This window comes from Psychrobacillus sp. OK032 (assembly GCF_900111345.1).
Taxonomy (GTDB): domain Bacteria; phylum Bacillota; class Bacilli; order Bacillales_A; family Planococcaceae; genus Psychrobacillus.
The window spans coordinates 113,835-134,202 of record NZ_FOGY01000011.1; the positions used below are offsets into that span (position 1 = coordinate 113,835).

22 protein-coding genes and 2 riboswitches are annotated in these 20,368 nt (G+C 37.4%); of the genes, 14 read left to right on the top strand and 8 right to left on the bottom strand.

What is annotated here, in order from left to right; all coding sequences use genetic code 11:
• Positions 1-4: 4 nt before the first annotated feature.
• The 3 genes from BMZ04_RS19220 to BMZ04_RS19230 are packed head-to-tail and all read left to right on the top strand — an operon-like array spanning position 5 to position 2,512.
• A complete protein-coding gene (locus BMZ04_RS19220; protein ID WP_093275955.1) occupies positions 5-967 on the top strand; it encodes an ABC transporter ATP-binding protein in 963 nt (320 codons plus the stop codon).
• Entirely contained in the window at positions 968-1,612 is a 645-nt protein-coding gene (locus BMZ04_RS19225; protein ID WP_093275959.1) for an ABC transporter permease, read from the top strand.
• A 6-nt stretch (positions 1,613-1,618) separates the two neighbouring features.
• A complete protein-coding gene (locus tag BMZ04_RS19230; RefSeq protein ID WP_093275962.1) occupies positions 1,619-2,512 on the top strand; it encodes a glycine betaine ABC transporter substrate-binding protein in 894 nt (297 codons plus the stop codon).
• Positions 2,513-2,553: 41 nt separating this feature from the next.
• Here BMZ04_RS19230 and BMZ04_RS19235 read toward each other — a convergent pair whose 3' ends face one another.
• Positions 2,554-3,036 (bottom strand): QueT transporter family protein, encoded by a 483-nt coding sequence (locus BMZ04_RS19235; protein ID WP_093275966.1) that lies wholly within the window; start codon positions 3,034-3,036, stop codon positions 2,554-2,556.
• A gap of 7 nt (positions 3,037-3,043) precedes the next feature.
• A riboswitch (PreQ1 riboswitch) is annotated at positions 3,044-3,088 on the bottom strand.
• Positions 3,089-3,284: 196 nt separating this feature from the next.
• Between BMZ04_RS19235 and BMZ04_RS19240 the strand changes: the two genes are divergently transcribed.
• The 3 genes from BMZ04_RS19240 to BMZ04_RS19250 are packed head-to-tail and all read left to right on the top strand — an operon-like array spanning position 3,285 to position 4,724.
• Positions 3,285-4,004 carry a ComEC/Rec2 family competence protein gene (locus tag BMZ04_RS19240; protein ID WP_093275970.1) on the top strand — a complete coding sequence of 240 codons (720 nt, stop codon included), beginning with the start codon at positions 3,285-3,287 and terminating at the stop codon, positions 4,002-4,004.
• A gap of 26 nt (positions 4,005-4,030) precedes the next feature.
• On the top strand, positions 4,031-4,489 hold the full coding sequence (locus BMZ04_RS19245; RefSeq protein WP_093275973.1) for a lamin tail domain-containing protein: 459 nt from the start codon (positions 4,031-4,033) through the stop codon (positions 4,487-4,489).
• Entirely contained in the window at positions 4,476-4,724 is a 249-nt protein-coding gene (locus tag BMZ04_RS19250; RefSeq protein WP_093275977.1) for a DUF3006 domain-containing protein, read from the top strand. The genes BMZ04_RS19245 and BMZ04_RS19250 overlap by 14 nt, the downstream gene beginning before the upstream one ends.
• Before the next feature lie 466 nt (positions 4,725-5,190).
• On the opposite strand, the gene BMZ04_RS19255 is transcribed toward BMZ04_RS19250, so the two are convergent.
• Positions 5,191-6,321 (bottom strand): polysaccharide deacetylase, encoded by a 1,131-nt coding sequence (locus tag BMZ04_RS19255; RefSeq protein ID WP_093275981.1) that lies wholly within the window; start codon positions 6,319-6,321, stop codon positions 5,191-5,193.
• 101 nt (positions 6,322-6,422) lie between these two features.
• Between BMZ04_RS19255 and BMZ04_RS19260 the strand changes: the two genes are divergently transcribed.
• Positions 6,423-7,052, top strand: coding sequence for an NUDIX hydrolase (locus BMZ04_RS19260; protein ID WP_093275985.1), 630 nt, complete (start codon positions 6,423-6,425; stop codon positions 7,050-7,052).
• Between the two features lie 82 nt (positions 7,053-7,134).
• On the opposite strand, the gene BMZ04_RS22615 is transcribed toward BMZ04_RS19260, so the two are convergent.
• The 5 genes from BMZ04_RS22615 to BMZ04_RS19280 form a co-directional block, all read right to left on the bottom strand.
• The gene (locus BMZ04_RS22615; RefSeq protein ID WP_218145533.1) at positions 7,135-7,284 is read right to left on the bottom strand and encodes a hypothetical protein; all 150 of its coding nucleotides are present in this window, start codon (positions 7,282-7,284) and stop codon (positions 7,135-7,137) included.
• A gap of 47 nt (positions 7,285-7,331) precedes the next feature.
• Positions 7,332-7,658, bottom strand: coding sequence for an antibiotic biosynthesis monooxygenase family protein (locus tag BMZ04_RS19265; RefSeq protein ID WP_093275988.1), 327 nt, complete (start codon positions 7,656-7,658; stop codon positions 7,332-7,334).
• Positions 7,659-7,762: 104 nt separating this feature from the next.
• Positions 7,763-8,326: a LysM peptidoglycan-binding and 3D domain-containing protein gene (locus BMZ04_RS19270; RefSeq protein ID WP_369802694.1), complete on the bottom strand. Its 564-nt coding sequence runs from the start codon at positions 8,324-8,326 to the stop codon at positions 7,763-7,765.
• Between the two features lie 209 nt (positions 8,327-8,535).
• Positions 8,536-9,378, bottom strand: a complete 843-nt coding sequence (gene dapF, locus BMZ04_RS19275) for a diaminopimelate epimerase (protein WP_093275993.1) — start codon at positions 9,376-9,378, stop codon at positions 8,536-8,538.
• Between the two features lie 102 nt (positions 9,379-9,480).
• Complete coding sequence (locus BMZ04_RS19280; protein ID WP_093275997.1) at positions 9,481-10,329, bottom strand: KPN_02809 family neutral zinc metallopeptidase; 849 nt, start codon at positions 10,327-10,329, stop codon at positions 9,481-9,483.
• Between the two features lie 117 nt (positions 10,330-10,446).
• Here BMZ04_RS19280 and BMZ04_RS19285 point away from each other — a divergent pair, with 117 nt between their 5' ends.
• The 7 genes from BMZ04_RS19285 (at position 10,447) to BMZ04_RS19315 (ending at position 18,634) form a co-directional block, all read left to right on the top strand.
• Entirely contained in the window at positions 10,447-11,478 is a 1,032-nt protein-coding gene (locus tag BMZ04_RS19285; RefSeq protein WP_093276319.1) for a S66 family peptidase, read from the top strand.
• Positions 11,479-11,481: 3 nt separating this feature from the next.
• Positions 11,482-12,570 (top strand): NAD(P)/FAD-dependent oxidoreductase, encoded by a 1,089-nt coding sequence (locus BMZ04_RS19290; protein WP_093276000.1) that lies wholly within the window; start codon positions 11,482-11,484, stop codon positions 12,568-12,570.
• 30 nt (positions 12,571-12,600) lie between these two features.
• Positions 12,601-12,894, top strand: coding sequence for a hypothetical protein (locus tag BMZ04_RS19295; protein WP_093276003.1), 294 nt, complete (start codon positions 12,601-12,603; stop codon positions 12,892-12,894).
• 138 nt (positions 12,895-13,032) lie between these two features.
• Positions 13,033-13,134: riboswitch (purine riboswitch) on the top strand.
• Positions 13,135-13,359: 225 nt separating this feature from the next.
• Positions 13,360-13,947: a xanthine phosphoribosyltransferase gene (locus BMZ04_RS19300; protein ID WP_093276323.1), complete on the top strand. Its 588-nt coding sequence runs from the start codon at positions 13,360-13,362 to the stop codon at positions 13,945-13,947.
• Positions 13,944-15,212, top strand: coding sequence for a nucleobase:cation symporter-2 family protein (locus BMZ04_RS19305; RefSeq protein WP_093276007.1), 1,269 nt, complete (start codon positions 13,944-13,946; stop codon positions 15,210-15,212). Before BMZ04_RS19300 ends, BMZ04_RS19305 begins: the two co-directional genes overlap by 4 nt.
• 776 nt (positions 15,213-15,988) lie before the next feature.
• Positions 15,989-17,266 carry an MDR family MFS transporter gene (locus BMZ04_RS19310; RefSeq protein ID WP_093276011.1) on the top strand — a complete coding sequence of 426 codons (1,278 nt, stop codon included), beginning with the start codon at positions 15,989-15,991 and terminating at the stop codon, positions 17,264-17,266.
• A 390-nt stretch (positions 17,267-17,656) separates the two neighbouring features.
• Positions 17,657-18,634: a bifunctional NUDIX hydrolase family protein/GNAT family N-acetyltransferase gene (locus tag BMZ04_RS19315; protein ID WP_093276013.1), complete on the top strand. Its 978-nt coding sequence runs from the start codon at positions 17,657-17,659 to the stop codon at positions 18,632-18,634.
• Between the two features lie 316 nt (positions 18,635-18,950).
• On the opposite strand, the gene BMZ04_RS19320 is transcribed toward BMZ04_RS19315, so the two are convergent.
• Positions 18,951-20,315: an aspartate kinase gene (locus tag BMZ04_RS19320; RefSeq protein WP_093276018.1), complete on the bottom strand. Its 1,365-nt coding sequence runs from the start codon at positions 20,313-20,315 to the stop codon at positions 18,951-18,953.
• Positions 20,316-20,368 lie beyond the last annotated feature (53 nt).

Consider the following 20,368-nt stretch of genomic DNA (forward strand, 5'->3'; position numbering starts at 1 on the left):
TTAATTGATCCAATTTGACAAGATTACAAAAGTATTTGAGAACGGGACAGAAGCATTAAAAGATGTCTCATTAACCATTCCAGCAGAACAACTAGTGGCCATTATTGGTCCGAGTGGTTGCGGAAAGACAACTTTGATGAAAATGATCAATCGCTTGGAAATTCCCACCTCCGGAGAAGTATATGTAGATGCCAAAGCGGTCTCTTCAGTGGACGCAGTGGAGCTTAGAAAAACAATTGGCTACGTTATTCAACGAATAGGTTTGTTTCCACATATGTCGATTGAAAGGAATGTATCGCTTGTACCAAATCTAAAGGGCTGGACGAAAGAAAAAACAACTGAGCGGATTTATGAACTAATGCAAATGGTTGGTCTCGATCCTAATCAATATTTATCTAAATATCCACTAGAGCTGAGCGGGGGGCAACAGCAACGAATAGGAGTTGTAAGAGCATTAGCTGGTAATCCAGCTATCGTTTTAATGGATGAGCCGTTTAGTGCCTTGGATCCTATTAGTCGCGAACAATTACAAATGGAAACGAAAAATATACAAAAAAAGCTGAAGAAAACAATCGTATTTGTCACACATGATATGGATGAAGCATTAAAAATAGCAGATACAATTGTTGTCATGAGAAATGGTCAGATTGAGCAAATAGGTACACCTACTGAATTAATAGAAACTCCAATTAATCATTTTGTTAAACACTTTATAGGTGTGGAACGTATCAATCGAAAAAGATCAGTCGGAAAGCGAGAACTACAAGAGTTTATCCCTACATTCAAACAAAGCGAACAATCCTCCTATTTAGTCGTTGAAGCCAACATAACCGTAGAAGAAGCTATAAAACTATTGGAGAAGGAAGATATTGAAAGCTTACTCGTAAAAAAGGGAAAGAAAGAATTAGGCTTTGTGAACCAATCCATTCTTCTAAGTGCAATGCTCACAAAGGAAGAGGTGTTGTAAATGCAAACTTTTTTAGAAACGATTCAAAGTAGATCTGATTTAATACAAGAATCATTTTTACAACATATTTATTTGTCTTTCATCGCCTTAGCGATAGGTATTGGTATCGCTTTACCGTTAGGGATTTTCGTGGCAAGATATCGAAAATTTGCGGAACCGATTATTGGTGTCACTGCCGTCTTTCAAACAATTCCTAGTCTTGCGTTGTTTGGATTTCTAGTGCCACTCATTGGAATAGGCACGATGACTGCATTGATTGCCTTAATCATTTATGCACTTCTACCTATTTTACGAAATACATATACAGGAATTACAACAATTGATGAATCTATTATTGAAGCAGGTCGTGGAATGGGGATGACGAAAAGTCAATTGTTGCGTCAGATTGAGTTTCCGTTAGCTTTGCCATTTATCATGGCAGGCATTCGAACAGCTACCGTTTTGACGGTTGGAATTGCGACACTTGCAACTTTTGTTGGGGCAGGTGGGTTAGGGGATGTTATTTATAGAGGTTTACAATCATATAATAATGCGCTCGTCTTAGCAGGGGCGTTACCTGTTGCTTTATTAGCAATTTTGTTCGATCTTGCTTTGAAATGGATTGAGAAAAAAGCGACACCAAAAGGATTAAACACAAGGGGATGATGAAGAATGAAGAAGATGTTCGTCATGATTGGAATGGCAGCGATTGTATTACTAGGTGCTTGTTCGAACTCAGAAGAGACACTAGTGATCAGTGGCAAACCTTGGACAGAGCAATTTATACTACCGCAAATCTTAGGTCAGTATATTGAAGAGCGTACGGATTATAAAGTGGAGTATAAAGAGGGACTTGGAGAAGTGGCGATTATGACACCGGCGCTTGAGAAAGGTGATATTGACTTATATGTAGAGTATACGGGTACAGGTTTAAAGGATGTGCTAAAAGAGACATCAGAAGTAGGGGAAAGCTCTGAAAGTGTATTGGAGCGGGTGAAAAAAGGATATGAAGAACAATATCAAGCAACTTGGTTAAGTCCACTTGGGTTTGAAAATACGTATACATTGGCTTATGCCAAAGACAAAGATTATGATGCAGAGACTTATTCTGATCTTGTGGAAGTCTCTAGGTTTGGAGATATGGTATTTGGAGCACCTCATGCTTTTTATGAAAGACAAGGTGATGGATTTGATGACATGATTAACTCCTATCCTTTTACATTCACAGAAACGAAAAGTCTGGATCCAAACGTTATGTATGAGGCAGTAAAAAGTGGGGAAGTTGATGTGATTCCGGCATTTACAACAGATGGCCGTATTGAACGTTTTGAATTACAGACAACAAAAGATGATCTAGGATTTTTCCCTAAGTATGATGCGGCGCCTGTAGTTCGTTTAGAAGCCCTAGAAAAGTTTCCGGAGCTTGAGGAAGTATTAAATGAACTAGCGGGAAAAATTACGGAAGAGGATATGTTAAAGATGAATGCAAGAGTAGATATTGACGGTGAAAAAGCGGAAGATGTTGCCCATGATTTCTTAGTGGAGAAAGGTTTAATTCAAAAATAAAAAACAGCACCCGGTTCTAGTTAGAATCGGGTGCACATTATTTAAATCAAAGCTTTAAAATTTAACCGTTTATTTAAAGCAGCAATAATTGGAATGCCTACTGCTAATACAACGAATTCACCTGCTGCAACAGTTAACCATGTATAGAAAAATGGTAGATCAAATGCAAGTTTTAGCTCAAATGCAATGATAAACATCGTAAACGTAAAGATTAACGTATTTAATATCATGCGAGCGACATGTCCTTTAATAAACTTAGATGCAAAAATAGTAAGCGATAAAGTAATGATTGAGTGTGCTACCCCGAATGTTAAATCATATGCAGCCATAGGGGAAAACATATTAGTCACTATTACACCAAGTACAATTCCAAAAAAGTATTTTTTATTAAAGACAATTAGGTGGTTAAACATTTCAGCAATACGAAATTGTAACGCACCAAATGCAAAAGGTGCAATTAGAAGCGAGACAGCAACATATAAAGCTGCAATAATACCACTTATTGCAAGAGTTTTTGTTTTCATTATTCATTTCTCCTTAGTTTTTTTATGTGGGAGGTTCACGAACCACATTTTGTAATCACAATTGATAATTTTATGACAGGCATAGGGTAATTGTCAAGGAAATTTTTCAATTCTTTAGGTGAACCATCCGATTATCTGGGCATACTTTCCAACTATTTAATCTAACCGTCCGATAATCGATCATAGCCGTCCGATCATGAATTTCTCTATGTTAAAATAGTAGTACTGTAAAAAAAGGAAGGTTTAAAATGAAATATATAGTATCATTCATAAGTGCATTTTTGATGTTCGTGACATTCGGTTGCACGATGGAAATGCCAAATGTAACTCAAGAAACAAAAGTAGAAACTTCTTCAAACGAAACAAACGCTAATAAAGAAATGAGCGTTCATTTTATAGATGTTGGCCAAGGAGATTCTATACTTATTCAATCTCCAGAAGGAAAGAATATGCTTATTGATGGAGGGAAAAAGGAAAAAGGAAAGGACGTAGTGACTTATTTACGGCAACAAGGTGTAGAAAAGTTAGAATATGTTGTAGCGACTCATCCAGATTCTGACCATATTGGTGGACTGCTCGCAGTGTTAAACTCTGTTACGATTAAAAACTTCGTAGATTCAGGGAAAGAACATACTACAGAGACGTATGAGAAAATGTTACAGCTTATTTTAGATAAGCATATCCCGTTTATTGTGCCCAATACAGGTGATACGATTCACTTAGATTCGGATCTAGAGATAACTGTCTTGCATACGAGAGAGGATGCCAACGATAATAATGAAGCTTCTATTGTATTGAAGGTGCAATATGAGGAAGTGTCTTTTTTATTAACTGGAGACGCTGATACGGGTGTGGAGAAAAGCATGTTAAACGAGTATGACTTGAAATCTACTGTATTAAAAGCGGGACATCATGGTTCGGATACGAGTAGCTCGGATGCCTTTATTCGTGAAGTTCACCGGAAATAGCAATTTTAAGTTATGGAGAAAATAATATGTATGGTCATCCTACCCCAGAAATAGTGACTAGATTGAAAAAAGCAAATACGGATATTTATAGCACAGCGGAATTAGGAAATATTGTAGTGAAAACGGATGGAAGAGATTATACTGTTTCCACCGATTCACTTACAATTGAAAAGGAAACTGTAGCTGAAACACCGCTTTTTATTTCGGAGAAAGATGTACAGGAAGAAATTGTTGGTATTACAAATCAAGGGAATGTAGCAGTAAACCTAAATGGATGGCAGTTGGTGTCTGTTACGGGCAATCAAGTATATAATTTTCCTAATATATCTATCCAGGCGGGAGAAACTTTATATATTACAAGTGGTCCTGAAGCGAAAGAAGACGGGATACATTTGAAGTGGACGAATAGACAAATGTGGAGAAATGAAGGAGATCCAGCGCAGTTACTAAACGAGAAAGGGGTAGTGATGAGTGAACTCGAATAAATACACACTCGATCGACTAGAAGGGGAACTCGCAGTGTTTATAAAATACCCGGATGAAATAGAAAGACTACATATCCCTATATCAGAACTGGATGAAAATGTAAAAGAAGGGGATATTGTTCTTATCTCCATTGAAAATGACACATATAAAGTGGAAAGATTAGTTGAAAAAACAGAGAAACAAAGAGAAAAAGTACAAGGATTATTGGAAAATTTGAAAAATCAACGAAAGTAATATATTTATTGACAGTTATGTTGCTAGAGCCAGTAACATAACTGTCATTTTTTGATTCTTAAAGAAAAATTATAGAATAAATAAAAGCGGATAACTTTCTCAAGTGATTCCCCGTCCAGCTCCAGCGCCTTGCTCCTGCTCACAGCTCGTCGCAGAAGAACGTTGCCCCTCGGGGTCAAATGTGAAAAAGCTGCTCCTGCGCAAGCTCGTCGCAAACAAAATCGCTTGTGGTGGTTGAGGAGCTGCCTCCTAGGCCCGCACGATGCGGGTCATGCATCCGTTGCCACAGGATGTGGGCGTACTTAGGATGCCTTCCCGCCCATTTGCCTGTCGAAGGCCTGCAGGATGCAGGTCATGCAATCGTTGCGAAATGTTTTTTTATTTTGCGACGAGCTATGCGCAGGAGCACCACGATGTCGCGAATTTAGACTGTATTCCTCTGAAATAGGCGCTTGCGCTTTTGTACTTAAAGAGTGGTGTCTCGAAGAAAGTTTTGTACGATATGATGGTCCGGTTCGTATGTTTTAAGTGTATAGCCTTCTTTTTGAAGCCATTCAATTATTTGTGGTAGTGCTTTTGTTGTTTGACTACGGTCATGGAGAAGGATAATGATATCCTGATCTCCGGATTTGTACGCTTTTTCTACTCCGACTTGGACGTTTTGGATGATTTTGTTAACTTCCTTTTCGGTGTATTTCCAATCATTTGAATCTACGTCCCAGTCCCATAATTTGAAACCATTTGTAACTAATTCATCTTTCATAGCGGTTGTTAAATGTGGTTTGCTGCCATACGGCGTACGAACAAGTTTTGTGTCTTTCCCAGTCATTTTTTTGATCAGTTTTTTCCCTTCCATCATTTCATTTATAAAAGATTCGGAAGAAAGGTAAACTTTGCTTTTGTCATGTGTCATGCTATGAGTTCCAATATAATGCCCATCTTTCACTACTGTATTGATAATGGATGCATTCTTTTTCATATGATTTCCTAAAAAGAAGAAAGTTGCTTTGGCGTTATATTTCTTTAAAATGGAATTATTGATTGCTGTAAATTTGTTGGGACCATCGTCGAATGTTAAATAGACATTTGCTTTGGATTTGGCAGGGGAAGGTTGTTTTTTATTCAAGATTATATTTAAATAGATTTCAAAATTTTCATGTGACATATAGGTCCAGTCTTCCTTGTAGATGCGTTGTGTTTTATGTTTCTCAAAAGATTTCACTTTGTATCCTATTTCACTTGCGATATATTCCACACTGATAAAAATCTTTCCATTGACTTTAACAATTGGAGTCCAGTCGAGTGCAACCCCGTTTTTGGATGTTAGTTGCGAGGTCTCGATATAACTAATTTCTATTCCGTTTTTTCGTATGTAAGTAATGCCTTTTTCTATTTCAAAAGGGATATCCAGATGTGCGGCAATCTCTTCAAGAGGAACTTTTGTATCTTCATTAATAACTTTGATCTCACTAAAATCTAGCAATTGATCTTGGAAAGCTATGTGTTGAGTCACGGGTGCAACAGCTGCCTCTCCACTTGTTGTGCTAAAAATAGAAGAAACAACAAAAACTACGAATATCATAATTAATTTTCTCATGCCATGGACCACTCCTAATATAGTTTAGAATCTCTTTTTTAAAACTATATGTATTTGGTAATCAATGTATGCTTTTAATATAAGAAGGTAGGGATATAGAAATGGAAGAGGAATTGTTGAGAATATTTGATAGAAAGAGAAATGCTATAGGGACAGCTCCACGTCATGAGGTTCATAAGCTTGGACATTGGCATGAAACGTTTCATTGTTGGTTTATCGGTAAGGAAGAGGGAGTAGATTATATCTATTTGCAAATTCGAAGTGAATTCAAAAAGGAGTATCCAGGACTGTTAGATATAACAGCGGCAGGTCATTTATTAGCTACTGAGACGGTGCATGATGGTGTTAGGGAAGTGAAAGAAGAACTCGGAATCGATGTTTCGTTTGAAAAGTTAGATTCGCTCGGGATAATAGATTATTCGGTAACGATAGGCGAACTTATTGATAAAGAATTAGCAAATGTCTATGTATATAATTGTACTTTAAGTTTTGATGATTTTGCTATTCAGACTGAAGAAGTTTCAGGAGTTGTTCGAGCTAAATTCAAACAATTCTCGGAGCTTTGGTTGGGAGAATTAGAAGAGATTCAAGTAGTAGGGTTTGAAATAAATAAAACGGGAGAAAGAGTATCATTTAATAAGATCGTAACAAAGAATAACTTTGTGCTACATGAACCATCTTACTATGAAGCTATAATTCGAGGCATTAAGAAAATTATAAGAGCCAGTTAATAAATAGCCTGGCTCTAAGGTCTTTTAAACCTGGAATAAATGAAATTTTATGCCGTATGGATCAGCAATCATTATACTCGTGTCAGAAAATTTCCTCTGTAATGGTACAGTTATTATCAAGAAGACTTTTTTTGGTTGACTTGAAATCTTCCACTGCAAATTCAAAGAAAGTTGTTTTCATCACTTTCTTCGATATAAAAGTTAGTACCACTAATGGATAGCTTTGTTTCATTTTCCAGCATATTTACCTTCTTCATTCCAATTTGAATAAGTTTACATCTACATCTCAAAAAAGTTGTCTCTTTCTACTTTACAAACTCTTAGTGAGAAGTTTTGATACCAATCCTTTTTCCCTTTTTCTTGTGCGATTTGATGAGAGGAATGCTCTTTCCATTTCTTAATAGACTCTAAAGAGCTCCAGTAGGATACGGTTATCCCTAGCTCGTTATCACGTGCAGATTCCACACCTAAAAATCCTTCTTGTAGAGACGCTAATTCCACCATTTTGTCTGCCATTACTGAATAACCTTTATCACCATCTGTTCTTCGAGAAGAAAAAATAACAGCATAATACGGTACTTGAAATGTTTTATCTATTTTGCTCACTATATGCACTTCCTTATTAATCTTTTCTTGTAATCATAATGTAATGAAAAGGTAGGTGCAATAATGGAAAATGACTCCAAATAAGTATTGGAGTCATTTTGTGTCTATTCTAATATTTTAATTGTCACGTCTTTGCGTCCCCATTTATAGGCTTCGTTTTTGGATGAGAAAAACACGTCAATTTTGTTCCCTTTTATATTTCCTCCCGTATCACCTGCAATAGCATAACCGTATCCTTCCACATGGACTTTTGTCCCGAGTTTAATGACTTTTGGATCTACCGCTATTACTTTGATATCCGGATTCTTTTTCAAGTTAATCCCTGTACTAGTAGTTCCTGAGCAACCATTGCAGTTCGCAGTAAATGCACTTGCGGATACAACGATTTCTTTCACTACTTTATCCTCCGAATCAGAGCGAGAAGGATTTTTAGTTTCGGATGCTTGCTTTGTAGTTGTAATTTTTAGTTTTTGTTTCGGTTGAATAATATCCGATTTTAAATTATTCCATGATTTCAAATTAGAGATGGATACATTATAAGCTTTCGCAATTTTATACAATGTATCTCCTTTTTGAACGGTATGCATTGAAGATGCGGCCACGCCTGTTGTTGTTCCGCTAACCAATAGTGCTAATGTGATGATGAGTGTCCCAAGAATTTTTCTCAAATACTCTACCCCTTACTATTTAGTCTAATTAATATACTAGCAGTATTGTATTACAGGAATATTACGACAATTTACCAATAGCATTACAAAGTAGAAATGTAATATTACAAAATACTCAACAAGTGTATGCCCTAGTTTATTCGAATATGAATAAAAGCCCTTCAAATAGATATTTGAAAGGCTTCTTACGTTCATTATTCATTTTATTTTCACCACTGAAACATACCTTCAAATACTTTTTTGGCTGGACCTGTCATAAAAACGCTATTGTCTGTATAGCGAATGCTAAGCTCTCCACCTAATAGCTTAACCGTAATATCTGTATCTTTGTCGCAATAGCCGTTTAATACAGATGCTACAACCGCAGCGCAAGCACCTGTACCACATGCGAGCGTTTCTCCACTTCCGCGTTCCCATACGCGCATACGCATCGTATTTCGATTTTCTATTTGGATAAATTCCGTATTCACACTTTCAGGAAATAGAGGGTGATGCTCAAACTTAGGTCCTATTTCAAATAGATTAAGAGAGGAGATATCTTCATAAAATAAAACACAATGGGGATTCCCCATAGAAACCGTCGTAATATTATATATCGTTTCCTCTATTTGCAAAGGAAAATCAATTAAAGCTCCTTTTTCCTCTAATAGTACTGGGATAGTGGAAGGTGTTAAACTAGCTTTGCCCATATCAACAGTCGCAGTATACATTTGGTCATCTTTTACTTGTAGATTAATGAATTTAATTCCACTAAGTGTATCGATTTTAAGCATATCTTTTTTCGCAATATTATTGTCATATACATATTTGGCAACGCAACGGATTGCATTTCCACACATTTTCCCTTCACTGCCATCTGCATTAAACATTCGCATTTTCGCATCCGCGTTTTCAGAAGGGCATATAAGAACAATCCCGTCTCCTCCGACACCAAAATGTCGATCGGAAATGGTTTTACTTAGCTGTTCTGGTTGTTCAATTTCATTCTCAAAACAATTAATGTATATATAATCATTTCCGCAACCATGCATTTTTGTAAAAGGTATATTCATACTACACCCTCTCTTTTCCATTAAAAGGAACAATTTATTTTCATTATAATTAGTTTCTTTCGTTCAGGTCAATAAAAAAAGCAGACTCCATAAGAATCTGCATTAAGGGGAGGTAGTATTAAATGTGTCTCCCCCTTCAATCGTTCCGTTTTCATAGCCTTTGTAGAACCAGGATTTTCGTTGTTTAGAAGTACCATGGGTAAAGCTTTCCGGTACGACATAACCCATAGCTTGTTTTTGCAACGTGTCATCGCCGACCGCACTTGCAGCAGTCAGTGCTTCATCTAAATCTCCTGCTTCCAACAAGTCCATTCCTTGTGCATGTTTTGCCCATACTCCAGAGAAATAATCTGCTTGAAGTTCAAAACGGACAAGGTATTTATTGAATTCCTCTTCGCTTAACTTTTGGCGAAGTGGCATTACTTCCTCAGTAGTTCCTAGCAGGGTTTGTACATGATGACCTACTTCATGTGAGATAACATATGCCATGGCAAAATCCCCTGGTGCGTGAAATTTTTCTTGTAATTCCTGATAAAAGCTTAAGTCGATATACAATTTGTGATCACCCGGACAATAAAAGGGACCAACAGATGCACCAGCAGTACCACATGCCGAGTTTACACTATTCGTATATAGTACAAGGGTTGGTTCTATATATTGTAATCCATTTTCTTGGAATATTTCGGTCCAAACTGTTTCCGTATCTGCGAGTACAACAGAGACAAATTCTGCTAGTTCTTTTTCTTGTTCAGTTTCTTCGTATGGGATAGAGTTAGATTGGTCGGTTACGCCTAAATTACCGATTAGATCTTCTGGATTTCCACCAAGAAAGGTAATAATAAGCACAATAATTAATCCTAGACCTCCACCAACACCAGCAATAGCTTTTCCGCTACCTTTACCTCGTCTATCTTCTACATTGGAACTACGCTGTCTGCCTTTCCATTTCACCAAGTTCACTTCCATTCGATGCTAATATATTATCTTATACCCAATTTCCTTAAGTTTAGACAATAATGAATGGAATGTTTCCGCTATAATTAGATTAAAAGGATGGGGATTGTTATGATGCTAATAAAACCAAAAATGCTTCAAGCGGGCGATAAAGTTGCTACGATTAGTTTATCTTGGGGCGGGGCAGGGGAACCTAATTTAAAATGGAGATACGACCAAGGAGTCGAACGTCTAGAAAAAGTGTTTGGTCTAGAAGTTGTTTCTATGCCAAATAGTTTAAAGGGCGCTAATTACTTATATGAGAATCCAAAAGCAAGGGCAGAGGATTTAATGAATGCCTTTAAGGATTCATCTATAAAAGGGATCATTTCAAATATTGGCGGGAGTGAAAGCATTCGTTTACTGCCATATATTGATTTTGATATCATACGTTCGAATCCAAAAATATTTATTGGTTATTCAGATTCTACTATTACTCATTTATTATGTCATAAAGCAGGGATTTCCTCTTTTTATGGACCATCTATCTTAATGGACTTCGCTGAAAATGTGGAAATGCATGCATACACAGTGGAAGCATTGAAAAAGACATTATTCACAAATGAAGTAATTGGGGAAATAAAACCCGCACTTGAGTGGACGAGTGATCGCTTAGAGTGGATTGAAGAAAACAAACATACAAAGCGAAAAATGTATTCGAATAAGGGATATGAAGTATTACAAGGCAATGGAATAGTACAAGGAACATTAATCGGGGGATGCATCGAAGTGTTAGAATTTGCAAAAGGAACATCCCTTTGGCCAAATGAGGCATATTGGAAAGATAGTATATTATTTTTCGAGACGTCAGAGGAGATGCCAGAACCTACGTATATCGAATATTGGTTACGGAACTATGGTGCACAAGGAATTTTACAAAAAGCAAAAGGTATTATTTTTGGAAAACCTTTGAAAGAAAAGTATTATAAAGAGTATAAAGAATCGATATTAAAAATAATGAAAGAATTGGATTTAACGAATTTGCCGATTTTATACAATTTGAATTTTGGTCATACTGAGCCAAAATTTGTCTTACCATATGGAGCATTGGCAGAAATCGATTGTGTGAATGGAACTTTTTCTATATTGGAAAGTGGAGTGGAGTAACAAATGGTATCATTTATCGTAATTGGGGGAGGAATTTTAGGTGCCTCCACGGCGTATCATCTTGCAAAACAGAATGTGAAAGTTACGCTTATTGATAGACAGGACCTTGGTCAAGCGTCTGCGGCAGCAGCAGGTATCATTTGCCCCTGGATTTCTCAAAGAAGAAATAAAAAGTGGTATGCTCTTGTGCAAAATGGTGCCAAATATTATAAACAGCTTGTACATGAACTCGAGGATTTAGGAGAAACTTCCACTGGATACAAACAAGTAGGGGCAATTGCATTACAAAATGATGAAAAAAAACTGCAAAAAATGTTAGAGCGTGCAATAGTAAAAAGAGAAGAAGCACCTGAAATTGGTGAGTTGAAAATTCTATCACCCGAAGAAACAAAGTCCTTATTTCCACTTATCTCGGAAGACTTTTTTTCCTTATTCGTCGAAGGCGCTGCTAGGGTGGACGGACGTGCAATGCGGGATGCTTTGATCAATGCAGCCCAAAAGCTAGGTGCGGAAATAATAGTTGGAGATGCACAGCTTTCGGCTGGGTCAGTTTTTGTGAATAAGAAACAGTTAGTAGCAGATAAGATTATCTTGACTGCAGGTGCCTGGGGCAATGAGATTCCCTCTATATTAGGGGAAGATATGAAAGTAAGCTTTCAAAAAGCACAAATTATGCATTTTAAAATAGAGAATGAAGGAACAGGGAATTGGCCGGTAGTGTTGCCACCTACCAATCAGTATTTGTTAGCATTTGACGAGGGCAAAATAGTGGCTGGTTCTACGTATGAAGATATCGCAAAATATGATGATCATGTTACAGAAGAAGGAAAACGACTATTATTAGAGAATGCTACTGGTATTGCAAAAGCATTAGAAACGGCGCAAATTGAAGAAGTAAGAGTAGGGTTCAGACCATTTACACCGGAGTTTCTACCGGTAATTGGAAATGTACCTGGATTTGATTCCATCTTTTTCGCAAATGGATTAGGAGCTTCTGGATTAACAGCAGGACCATTTGTCGGTGCCGAACTCGCTAGACTAGCATTAGGGCATGAAACAGTTCTGGATTTATCTTTATATGCTCCGAATTAAAGTAAATGGTATAAGTTGGGAGGCGTATGTTTGAGTGAGTATTCAATTATTTATATCGAGATTGAGCGGAAAATAGATTTTTATTATCAAATGCAACAAATTGAAATTCAACATGAACTCCAGCTGAATATGGAAGGAATCATTACAGCCCAACATCGGTTTGAGCTTCGGCATGTCCATGATATATCGCATAAATCTTTTTCTTTCGGTGGAGGAATCCTATATTTACATACAAACCAAGGGGTATTTTCTTTTAAGATTCAAGATAATCCTACACCTTTTATACATGCATTTAAAACATTAAAAGCAGAAAATAAAATATAGCAACTATTGCAGGTGTCAGGTAACCGCAATGGTTTTGTAATAACTTTGTAATGTGATTGTAAAATTTCAACTGAATTTTGTGAATCATAGAACTTATTTATATTCATTGAATTAGAAAGCTGTCGTGCTATAATGAAAAATATTCAAATAGCAACAACTCATATAATCGCAGGAATATGGCCTGCAAGTTTCTACCGGCTTACCGTAAATAAGCTGACTATGAGTGGCAATGAAATAATGGGATTTATGACTTAGTTGTCATGATTTCTTTATTTTCTAATTCGAATTTATAAGCTCGAATGACATTGTTCCACTCCAAGTATGAGTGGGTACAATGTCATCGAGCTTTTTTGTTTTTGGCTAAGTTATATTTGAAGGTTCGTTTTTATCATTTAATTGATGGTAGTGAAAACGTACGCCTGGAACAGAAATCAACAGTATAGTAACGAAGGGAATGCTATGATTATGAAATTATTGAAAGAGAAAATTATCCAAGAGGGTAAAGTTCTATCTGAAAATGTGCTAAAGGTAGATACGTTTTTAAATCACCAAATTGACCCAGTATTAATGCAAGCAATTGGAGAAGAATTTGCTACACGTTTTAAGGATGCTGGGATTACAAAAATATTAACAATTGAATCTTCTGGTATAGCGCCTTCCATGTTTGCAGGTTTAACGCTTGGAGTTCCAGTTGTTTTTGCTCGTAAACGCAAATCTCTCACCCTTTCGGGAAACTTATATACTTCACAAGTACATTCATTTACGAAGAATGAAACAAATGATATTTCCGTTTCAAAAGATTTTATCAACAGCGATGATGTAGTGTTGATCATTGACGATTTTCTAGCAAATGGACAAGCAGCTCTTGGACTTATAGAGATATTAGAACAGGCAAACGCCCAAAATGCGGGAGTTGGTATAGTCATTGAAAAAGGGTTCCAAACAGGTGGTAGCCTCATTCGTGAAAAAGGAATTCGAGTAGAGTCTCTAGCAATTATTAAATCTTTAGCAAATGGACAAGTCACTTTTTTTGAAGAGACTACGACAGGATGAACAATACGTTAAGAAATACGGCACTTGGTATTCAACATGTTCTTGCTATGTACGCAGGAGCAGTACTCGTTCCACTTATTGTAGGTAGTGCAATCGGACTTAATGCGGAGCAGTTAACGTATTTAGTTGCAATTGATATATTAATGTGTGGTGTTGCAACTATTTTACAAGTGATGAGTAATCGCTTTTTCGGTATTGGGTTACCAGTTGTTTTAGGATGTACATTTACGGCAGTAAGTCCGATGATTGCGATTGGCGGGGAATATGGTGTTTCCGCTATTTATGGGGCAATTATTGTGTCAGGTATTTTCGTTATAGTAGTTAGTGGTGTTTTCGGACATCTAGTGAAGTTTTTTCCACCGGTAGTAACTGGTTCGGTTGTAACGATTATTGGGATTACCCTTATTCCTGTAGCAATCAATAATATGGGCGGAGGTCAAGGTGCTAGTGATTTTGGATCTGTCTCTAATATTTCATTGGCTTTTGGTACTTTGCTTTGCATCGTGTTGCTTTACCGTTTTTCAACTGGATTTATCAAAGCGATTTCTATTCTACTTGGCATAGTTCTTGGGACGATTGCGGCGATTTTTATGGGGAAAGTGGACTTTTCACCTGTCGTAGATGCTGGTTATTTTCATATGATCCAGCCTTTCTATTTTGGGACTCCAACTTTTGAATTGACACCAATTATTACGATGAGTTTAGTAGCGATGGTGTCATTGGTAGAATCGACAGGAGTTTACTTTGCACTTGGTGATATTCTTGAGAAAAAAATAGAGAAAAAAGATTTAACGAAAGGGTATCGTGCGGAAGGTATTGCTGTATTACTAGGCGGTATTTTTAACTCTTTCCCGTATACCACTTTTTCGCAAAACGTAGGCTTAATGCAAATGTCGGGTGTTAAATCTAAAAATATTATTTATATTACAGGCGGTATGTTAATAGCGTTAGGATTCATCCCTAAAATTGCTGCACTTACAACAATTATTCCCCCATCAGTTCTAGGTGGTGCAATGATTGCAATGTTCGGGATGGTAGTTGCGCAAGGGGTGAAAATGCTAAGCAAAGTAGTTTCGGGTTCAGGAGACAATTCGATGATTATTGCTTGTTCGATCGGAATGGGGCTTGGGGTAACAGTAGTTCCGGACTTATTTATATCTCTTCCGAATAGCATCCGAATTTTAACGAGTAACGGAATTGTAGCAGGTAGTGTAACAGCGATCGTGTTGAACATCATCTTTAATATGATTCCTTCCAAAAAATAATATAAGCGATAAAGCATGGAGGTTTTGATACCTTCGTGCTTTTTTGTGGGTAAGTATGATTATTTATAAAGGTTTTGGATAAAGAATATATGGAACAGGAGTCGCCACCTTGTGCTTCAATCAAAGAAAATTGCTTACTTAATCAGTAACGACTCGCTGATACCAAATACTAAAAAATTTTTTCATATGTGAATCCAGAAAATGGCTTAGGGCAACAAACCGGTCATTGAAAGCAACCAGTTCTATTCGGAGAGCAACTGAATTGCGGGTGAAAGCACCCATTTCTTAAAATAACAAATTTACTTTGAGTGAGACGATGATAGATAAGATATGTTATCCAATAAATAGTTGGATGAAACGGGTTTTATCCTAGTAAATGCTCCACTTATTTGGAGACAGCGTTTTCTAAGTAGGTTTAATAAATATTGCGAAATTGACCTAATAAATTAAATTCACTATAACTGCAGACGCAGAATTGGCAAGAAATTCTCATTGATTGGAGCGGAAGGGCGGCAACTCCAGTGGGATGAGTGAGACAGATGAGACATCACAACGAACGCGAAAGCGGCGGTGATGGCTCATCGCTCCCCCCGCGGAAAGCGTCCGCCCTGGAGCAGAAATCCTAGCGGAAACTAATTGCTACGCATTATCCAAAAGGTATTTGCCAAAGGATATTATTTTGATTGTAAAACGTATGTAAAAACCTGTTTTTGCTGTTTCGAAATCCGAAGTATTATGATAGGATAGTATAATCTATTAGATATGAGGAAAAAGATATGAGAATTAGGGATTGGGATAGGCCTTTAAAAGTCCGATTATTCGGAGAGTTTTTTAGTAATTTAAGCTTTTGGATGGTGTTTCCGTTTCTTGCTATTTATTTTGCAGATGAATTCGGAATTAGTATGGCGGGGATATTACTTGTGATTTCACAAGTCTTTTCGGTTGCAGCGAATTTGATTGGGGGCTATTGTGCGGATCGTTTTGGTAGAAGAACGATGTTGTTCTTTTCCGCTACGGTAGAAGGAGCGGCGTTTATACTTTTCGCGTTTGCTAATTCACCTTGGTTGGATTCACCTACGCTTAGTTTCGTAGCATTCACAATTGCTGGAATGGCTGGTTCATTTTATCATCCAGCGAGTCAAGCGATTGTTGCAGACGTTGTACCGGAGAGTGAGAGAAGCACTGTCTTCTCAGTATTTTATACATCCATCAATATTTCCGTTGTGATTGGACCAATTGTAGGAGCGGTATTATTTTTCCAACATCGCTTTGCGTTATTGCTTACGGCCGGTATTATATTCTGTTTAGTTGGTTTGGCTCTTCGATTGTTAACGGAAGAAACATTACCAGAAGAGATGAAAGAGCAACTAGTTGCTAAAGGCGGAAACGGTTGGATGCAGGTAGTGGTGGATCAAGTGAAGGCATATGGTGTAATCGTGAAGGATAGAGTGTTTTTCCTTTTTGTGATTGCAGGGATATTGCTTGCGCAAACATTTATGCAATTAGATATGTTGATACCTGTTTATATGAAAGAAGTAATTGATAAGCAAGTATTAGGGAATTTCTTTGGTAGGGAATGGTCTGTAACGGGGGAAGGCTCTTTTGGGATTTTATTATCTGAAAATGGGTTATTAGTTGTTTTACTGACGGTTTTTGTATCAAGGTGGATGACCAAATATCCGGATAAATGGGTGTTTTTTCTTTCTTCGTTTTTATATATGATTGCTATGCTAATTTTCCCGATGACAGAAAACTTTTGGATATTCCTCGTTGCGATGGCGGTATTTACGTTTGGGGAGCTAGCGACAGTTGGATTGCAAGAGAGTTTTGTGTCTAAATTGGCACCTGCGGATATGCGTGGACAGTATTTTGCTGCTGCAAGCTTACGTTACACGATTGGGCGAACGATTGCACCATTAGTGTTTCCGCTTGTAACGTGGATTGGCTTTACTTGGACGTTTGTTATATTAGCAGTTTTAGCGATACTTAGTGGTTTCATTTATTTGGTGATGTTCAAGGAATATGAGAAGAGGCAAAAAGAGGTTAGTGTGTAAATTGGACAAGGGGTACTCTAATGAAAGAGTACCCCTTGGTTTTGTATAGGTATAACATAACTTTTGAATTTAAATTTCATCCCGAAAAAGTTCGGGGAATAATCTACATGAAAGAGTTCCCTTTCAATGCCGCGGTAAATTGTTCCACTGGTTGCTTTCTAACCTAAGCAACGTAAACCCTACCTTCTTTTACGTCCTTGCGACCCCAAAGTCGCGCCAGTGTGAATAAGTATTATCAAAAACACATAAAGCAGAATGCCAAGTTTCTAAAATTTATGTCGTACCAAAAATGTCAACATGACGTATTATCACATAAAAAAGTTCTTATGTCAATCTAAATGAATTTACATGATAAACTAAACCAATCAGAATAACAGGGTAGGTGGGGAAATGGAAGTTTGGGATATTTATAATGAAAACCGCGAGAAAACAGGGAAAACGCATATTCGCGGGGAAGAAATGGAAGAAGGAGATTTTCATCAAGTCGTGCATGTTTGGATAATGAATAAAGAGGGGCATTTTTTAATCCAAAGACGACAGCCTTGGAAAATAGGTTGGTCCAATATGTGGGACTGTGCAGCAGCTGGATCAGTACTTACGGGTGAAACAAGTGAAATGGCGGCAATCCGTGAAGTAAAAGAAGAGCTTGGAATTGATCTGCAGATGTCAAATTCAGAGAGTTTATTTACGATTAAATTTCCAAGAGGATTTGATGATCACTTTCTAGTTGTGCAAAACGTAAATATCGGGGATTTAAGTCTTCAATATGAAGAAGTCGGAGATGCAAAATGGGCTTCGATAGGCGAGATTTTGGAGCTAGTCCAACTTGGAGAATTTATTCCATATCATATTCTAGAGACCTTATTTTTAATGATTCAATCCAAGGTTTCTCTAAGAAAAGCAGTTGCTAAGGATGCAGAAGAGTTGTTTGAATTACAAAGGAAAATATTTGCACCGTTGTATGAAAAATATGAAGATCATGAAACAACACCAGTAAAGCAGACGTTTGAGAGATTTAAAGAACGTTTAAAAACTGGAGACTTCTTTAAAATAACAATGGAAAATTCGCTTGTCGGAAGTGTACATGTGTATTCGATATCACCTGGGGTTATGCGACTTCATATGATAAATATTTTAGATGAGTTTCAGGGGAGAGGTATTGCGCAACAAGTGATGATGCGGATGGAAAGTTTGTACCCAGAAGCGAAAAGTTGGGAATTGGATACAATACTAGAGGAAAAAAGAAATTGTTATTTATACGAAAAAATGGGATATGTACAAATGGATAAGAAGTGGAAAGTTAATGATAAAATGACGCTTGTTCATTATATGAAAACATCTTGTTTCAATCATTTACCTTGTATTTAACAAATAACCTCCAAGAAGATTCAATCTTCCTGGAGGTTATTGTTATTTAGCAAATTATATAATTTATAACATATGGAAAACTTTCTATAAGTGATTATCCGTCCAGACTCCAGCGCCTTGCTCCTGCGCAAGCTCGTCGCAGAAGAACGTTGCCCCTCGGGGTCAAATGTGAAAAAGCTGTGGTGCTGAGGAGCTGCCTCCTGGGCCCGCACGAAGCGGGTCACGTCTGCTTTGCCGCAGGATGTGGCGTACTTTGCAGACCTACCACATCCCCATTTGCCTGTCGGAGCAGACATAGGCACTTGCGCTTTTGTTCTTATCCGACTGTTACAGGTGCAAAGAATTCGTTGTATAGTTCTCGTAATATTTTGTCCTCGTTGCTTCGATGGACACCAAAGGCAAGGCTGACTTCGGAGGATCCTTGGTTAATCATTTCGATATTGGCACCGGTCCTAGAAATAGCTGTTGCTGCTCGTGCCGCGAGCCCAGTGCTATTGTTCATACCTTCCCCTACTACTACAATCATAGAAAAGTCATGACGGAAATGCACATCTTCTGCATGAAGTTCGTTTAAAACGCGATCTATTATACGCATTTCTTTTTCAGTTGTTAGTTGATGGCTACGCATAATAACAGAAATGTCATCTAAACCTGATGGAGTATGTTCATATGAAATATGTTCCTCTTCTAAAATTTGAAGTAGTTTACGACCAAAGCCGATTTCTCTATTCATCAAATATTTACTCACATACAAAATTGAAAATCCATTATCTGCACTTATTCCAGTTACGGGACGACGGTTAGCTTTTCTTTCTGCCACGATTTTTGTTCCCGGAGCAGAAGGATTGTTTGTGTTTTTTATACAAACGGGAATCCCACGTTTATAAACAGGCATTAAAGCTTCATCATGGAAAACGGAGAAACCTGCATAAGAAAGCTCACGCATTTCGCGGTATGTTATTTCTTCAATCTCTACAGGACTGTTGACAACTCTTGGATTCGCGCAAAAAACAGAATCGACATCTGTAAAGTTTTCGTATAAATCCGCCTGCACAGCCGCAGCTACGATTGAACCAGTAATATCAGAACCACCCCGTTCGAATGTACGAAGCACTCCGTCTTTTGTGTACCCAAAGAATCCAGGAAAAACGATGATTTCAGAACTGTTTCGTAGTGTGCTTAAGTTGTCATAGGCTTCCGGTAAAGCTTGTGCACGCTCTGGCAAATCATTGACGACTAATCCAGCTGTTTTGGGATTCACGTATTGCGCCGGCATGCCAACGCTAGTAAAGTAAGCAGAAATGAGTTTCGCGTTATTATCTTCACCGCTCGCTTTCATATTATCTATGAATAGCTCTGTATTAGATTTATTTTCGAGGGTACGAATACGTAGGTCCTGTTCAATGACATCACAAATTGTTTGATCTAATCCAAGTCCTTCCGCAATTTCTCTATAACGATCGACTACATTTTTTAATTTTTCTTCGACGTTTTCTTTATGTATTGCTGCATTTGCTAACTCAATTAATAAATCTGTTACTTTTTTGTCGGCATCGAATCTTTTTCCAGGTGCTGACACGACTACAAATTTCCGAGATGAATCTGCCTTAACAATTGCAGCTACTTTTTTTATCTGTTCTGCATTTGCAACAGATGTTCCTCCAAACTTACTGACTTTCATTTTATCAAATCCTTACTTTTAATATGTTATTGTATTTCTAGAAAAAACAAATG

Bases quoted from the DNA above. Each gene is read 5' to 3' on its own strand.
- BMZ04_RS19255 (WP_093275981.1), bottom strand. From the start codon at position 6,321: ATGAGAAAATTAATTATGATATTCGTAGTTTTTGTTGTTTCTTCTATT.
- BMZ04_RS19290 (WP_093276000.1), top strand. From the start codon at position 11,482: ATGGTATCATTTATCGTAATTGGGGGAGGAATTTTAGGTGCCTCCACG.
- BMZ04_RS19320 (WP_093276018.1), bottom strand. From the start codon at position 20,315: ATGAAAGTCAGTAAGTTTGGAGGAACATCTGTTGCAAATGCAGAACAG.
- BMZ04_RS19260 (WP_093275985.1), top strand. From the start codon at position 6,423: ATGGAAGAGGAATTGTTGAGAATATTTGATAGAAAGAGAAATGCTATA.
- BMZ04_RS19245 (WP_093275973.1), top strand. From the start codon at position 4,031: ATGTATGGTCATCCTACCCCAGAAATAGTGACTAGATTGAAAAAAGCA.
- BMZ04_RS19300 (WP_093276323.1), top strand. From the start codon at position 13,360: ATGAAATTATTGAAAGAGAAAATTATCCAAGAGGGTAAAGTTCTATCT.
- BMZ04_RS19240 (WP_093275970.1), top strand. From the start codon at position 3,285: ATGAAATATATAGTATCATTCATAAGTGCATTTTTGATGTTCGTGACA.
- dapF (WP_093275993.1), bottom strand. From the start codon at position 9,378: ATGAATATACCTTTTACAAAAATGCATGGTTGCGGAAATGATTATATA.
- BMZ04_RS19315 (WP_093276013.1), top strand. From the start codon at position 17,657: ATGGAAGTTTGGGATATTTATAATGAAAACCGCGAGAAAACAGGGAAA.
- BMZ04_RS22615 (WP_218145533.1), bottom strand. From the start codon at position 7,284: ATGAAACAAAGCTATCCATTAGTGGTACTAACTTTTATATCGAAGAAA.
- BMZ04_RS19305 (WP_093276007.1), top strand. From the start codon at position 13,944: ATGAACAATACGTTAAGAAATACGGCACTTGGTATTCAACATGTTCTT.
- BMZ04_RS19230 (WP_093275962.1), top strand. From the start codon at position 1,619: ATGAAGAAGATGTTCGTCATGATTGGAATGGCAGCGATTGTATTACTA.
- BMZ04_RS19310 (WP_093276011.1), top strand. From the start codon at position 15,989: ATGAGAATTAGGGATTGGGATAGGCCTTTAAAAGTCCGATTATTCGGA.
- BMZ04_RS19235 (WP_093275966.1), bottom strand. From the start codon at position 3,036: ATGAAAACAAAAACTCTTGCAATAAGTGGTATTATTGCAGCTTTATAT.
- BMZ04_RS19225 (WP_093275959.1), top strand. From the start codon at position 968: ATGCAAACTTTTTTAGAAACGATTCAAAGTAGATCTGATTTAATACAA.
- BMZ04_RS19285 (WP_093276319.1), top strand. From the start codon at position 10,447: ATGCTAATAAAACCAAAAATGCTTCAAGCGGGCGATAAAGTTGCTACG.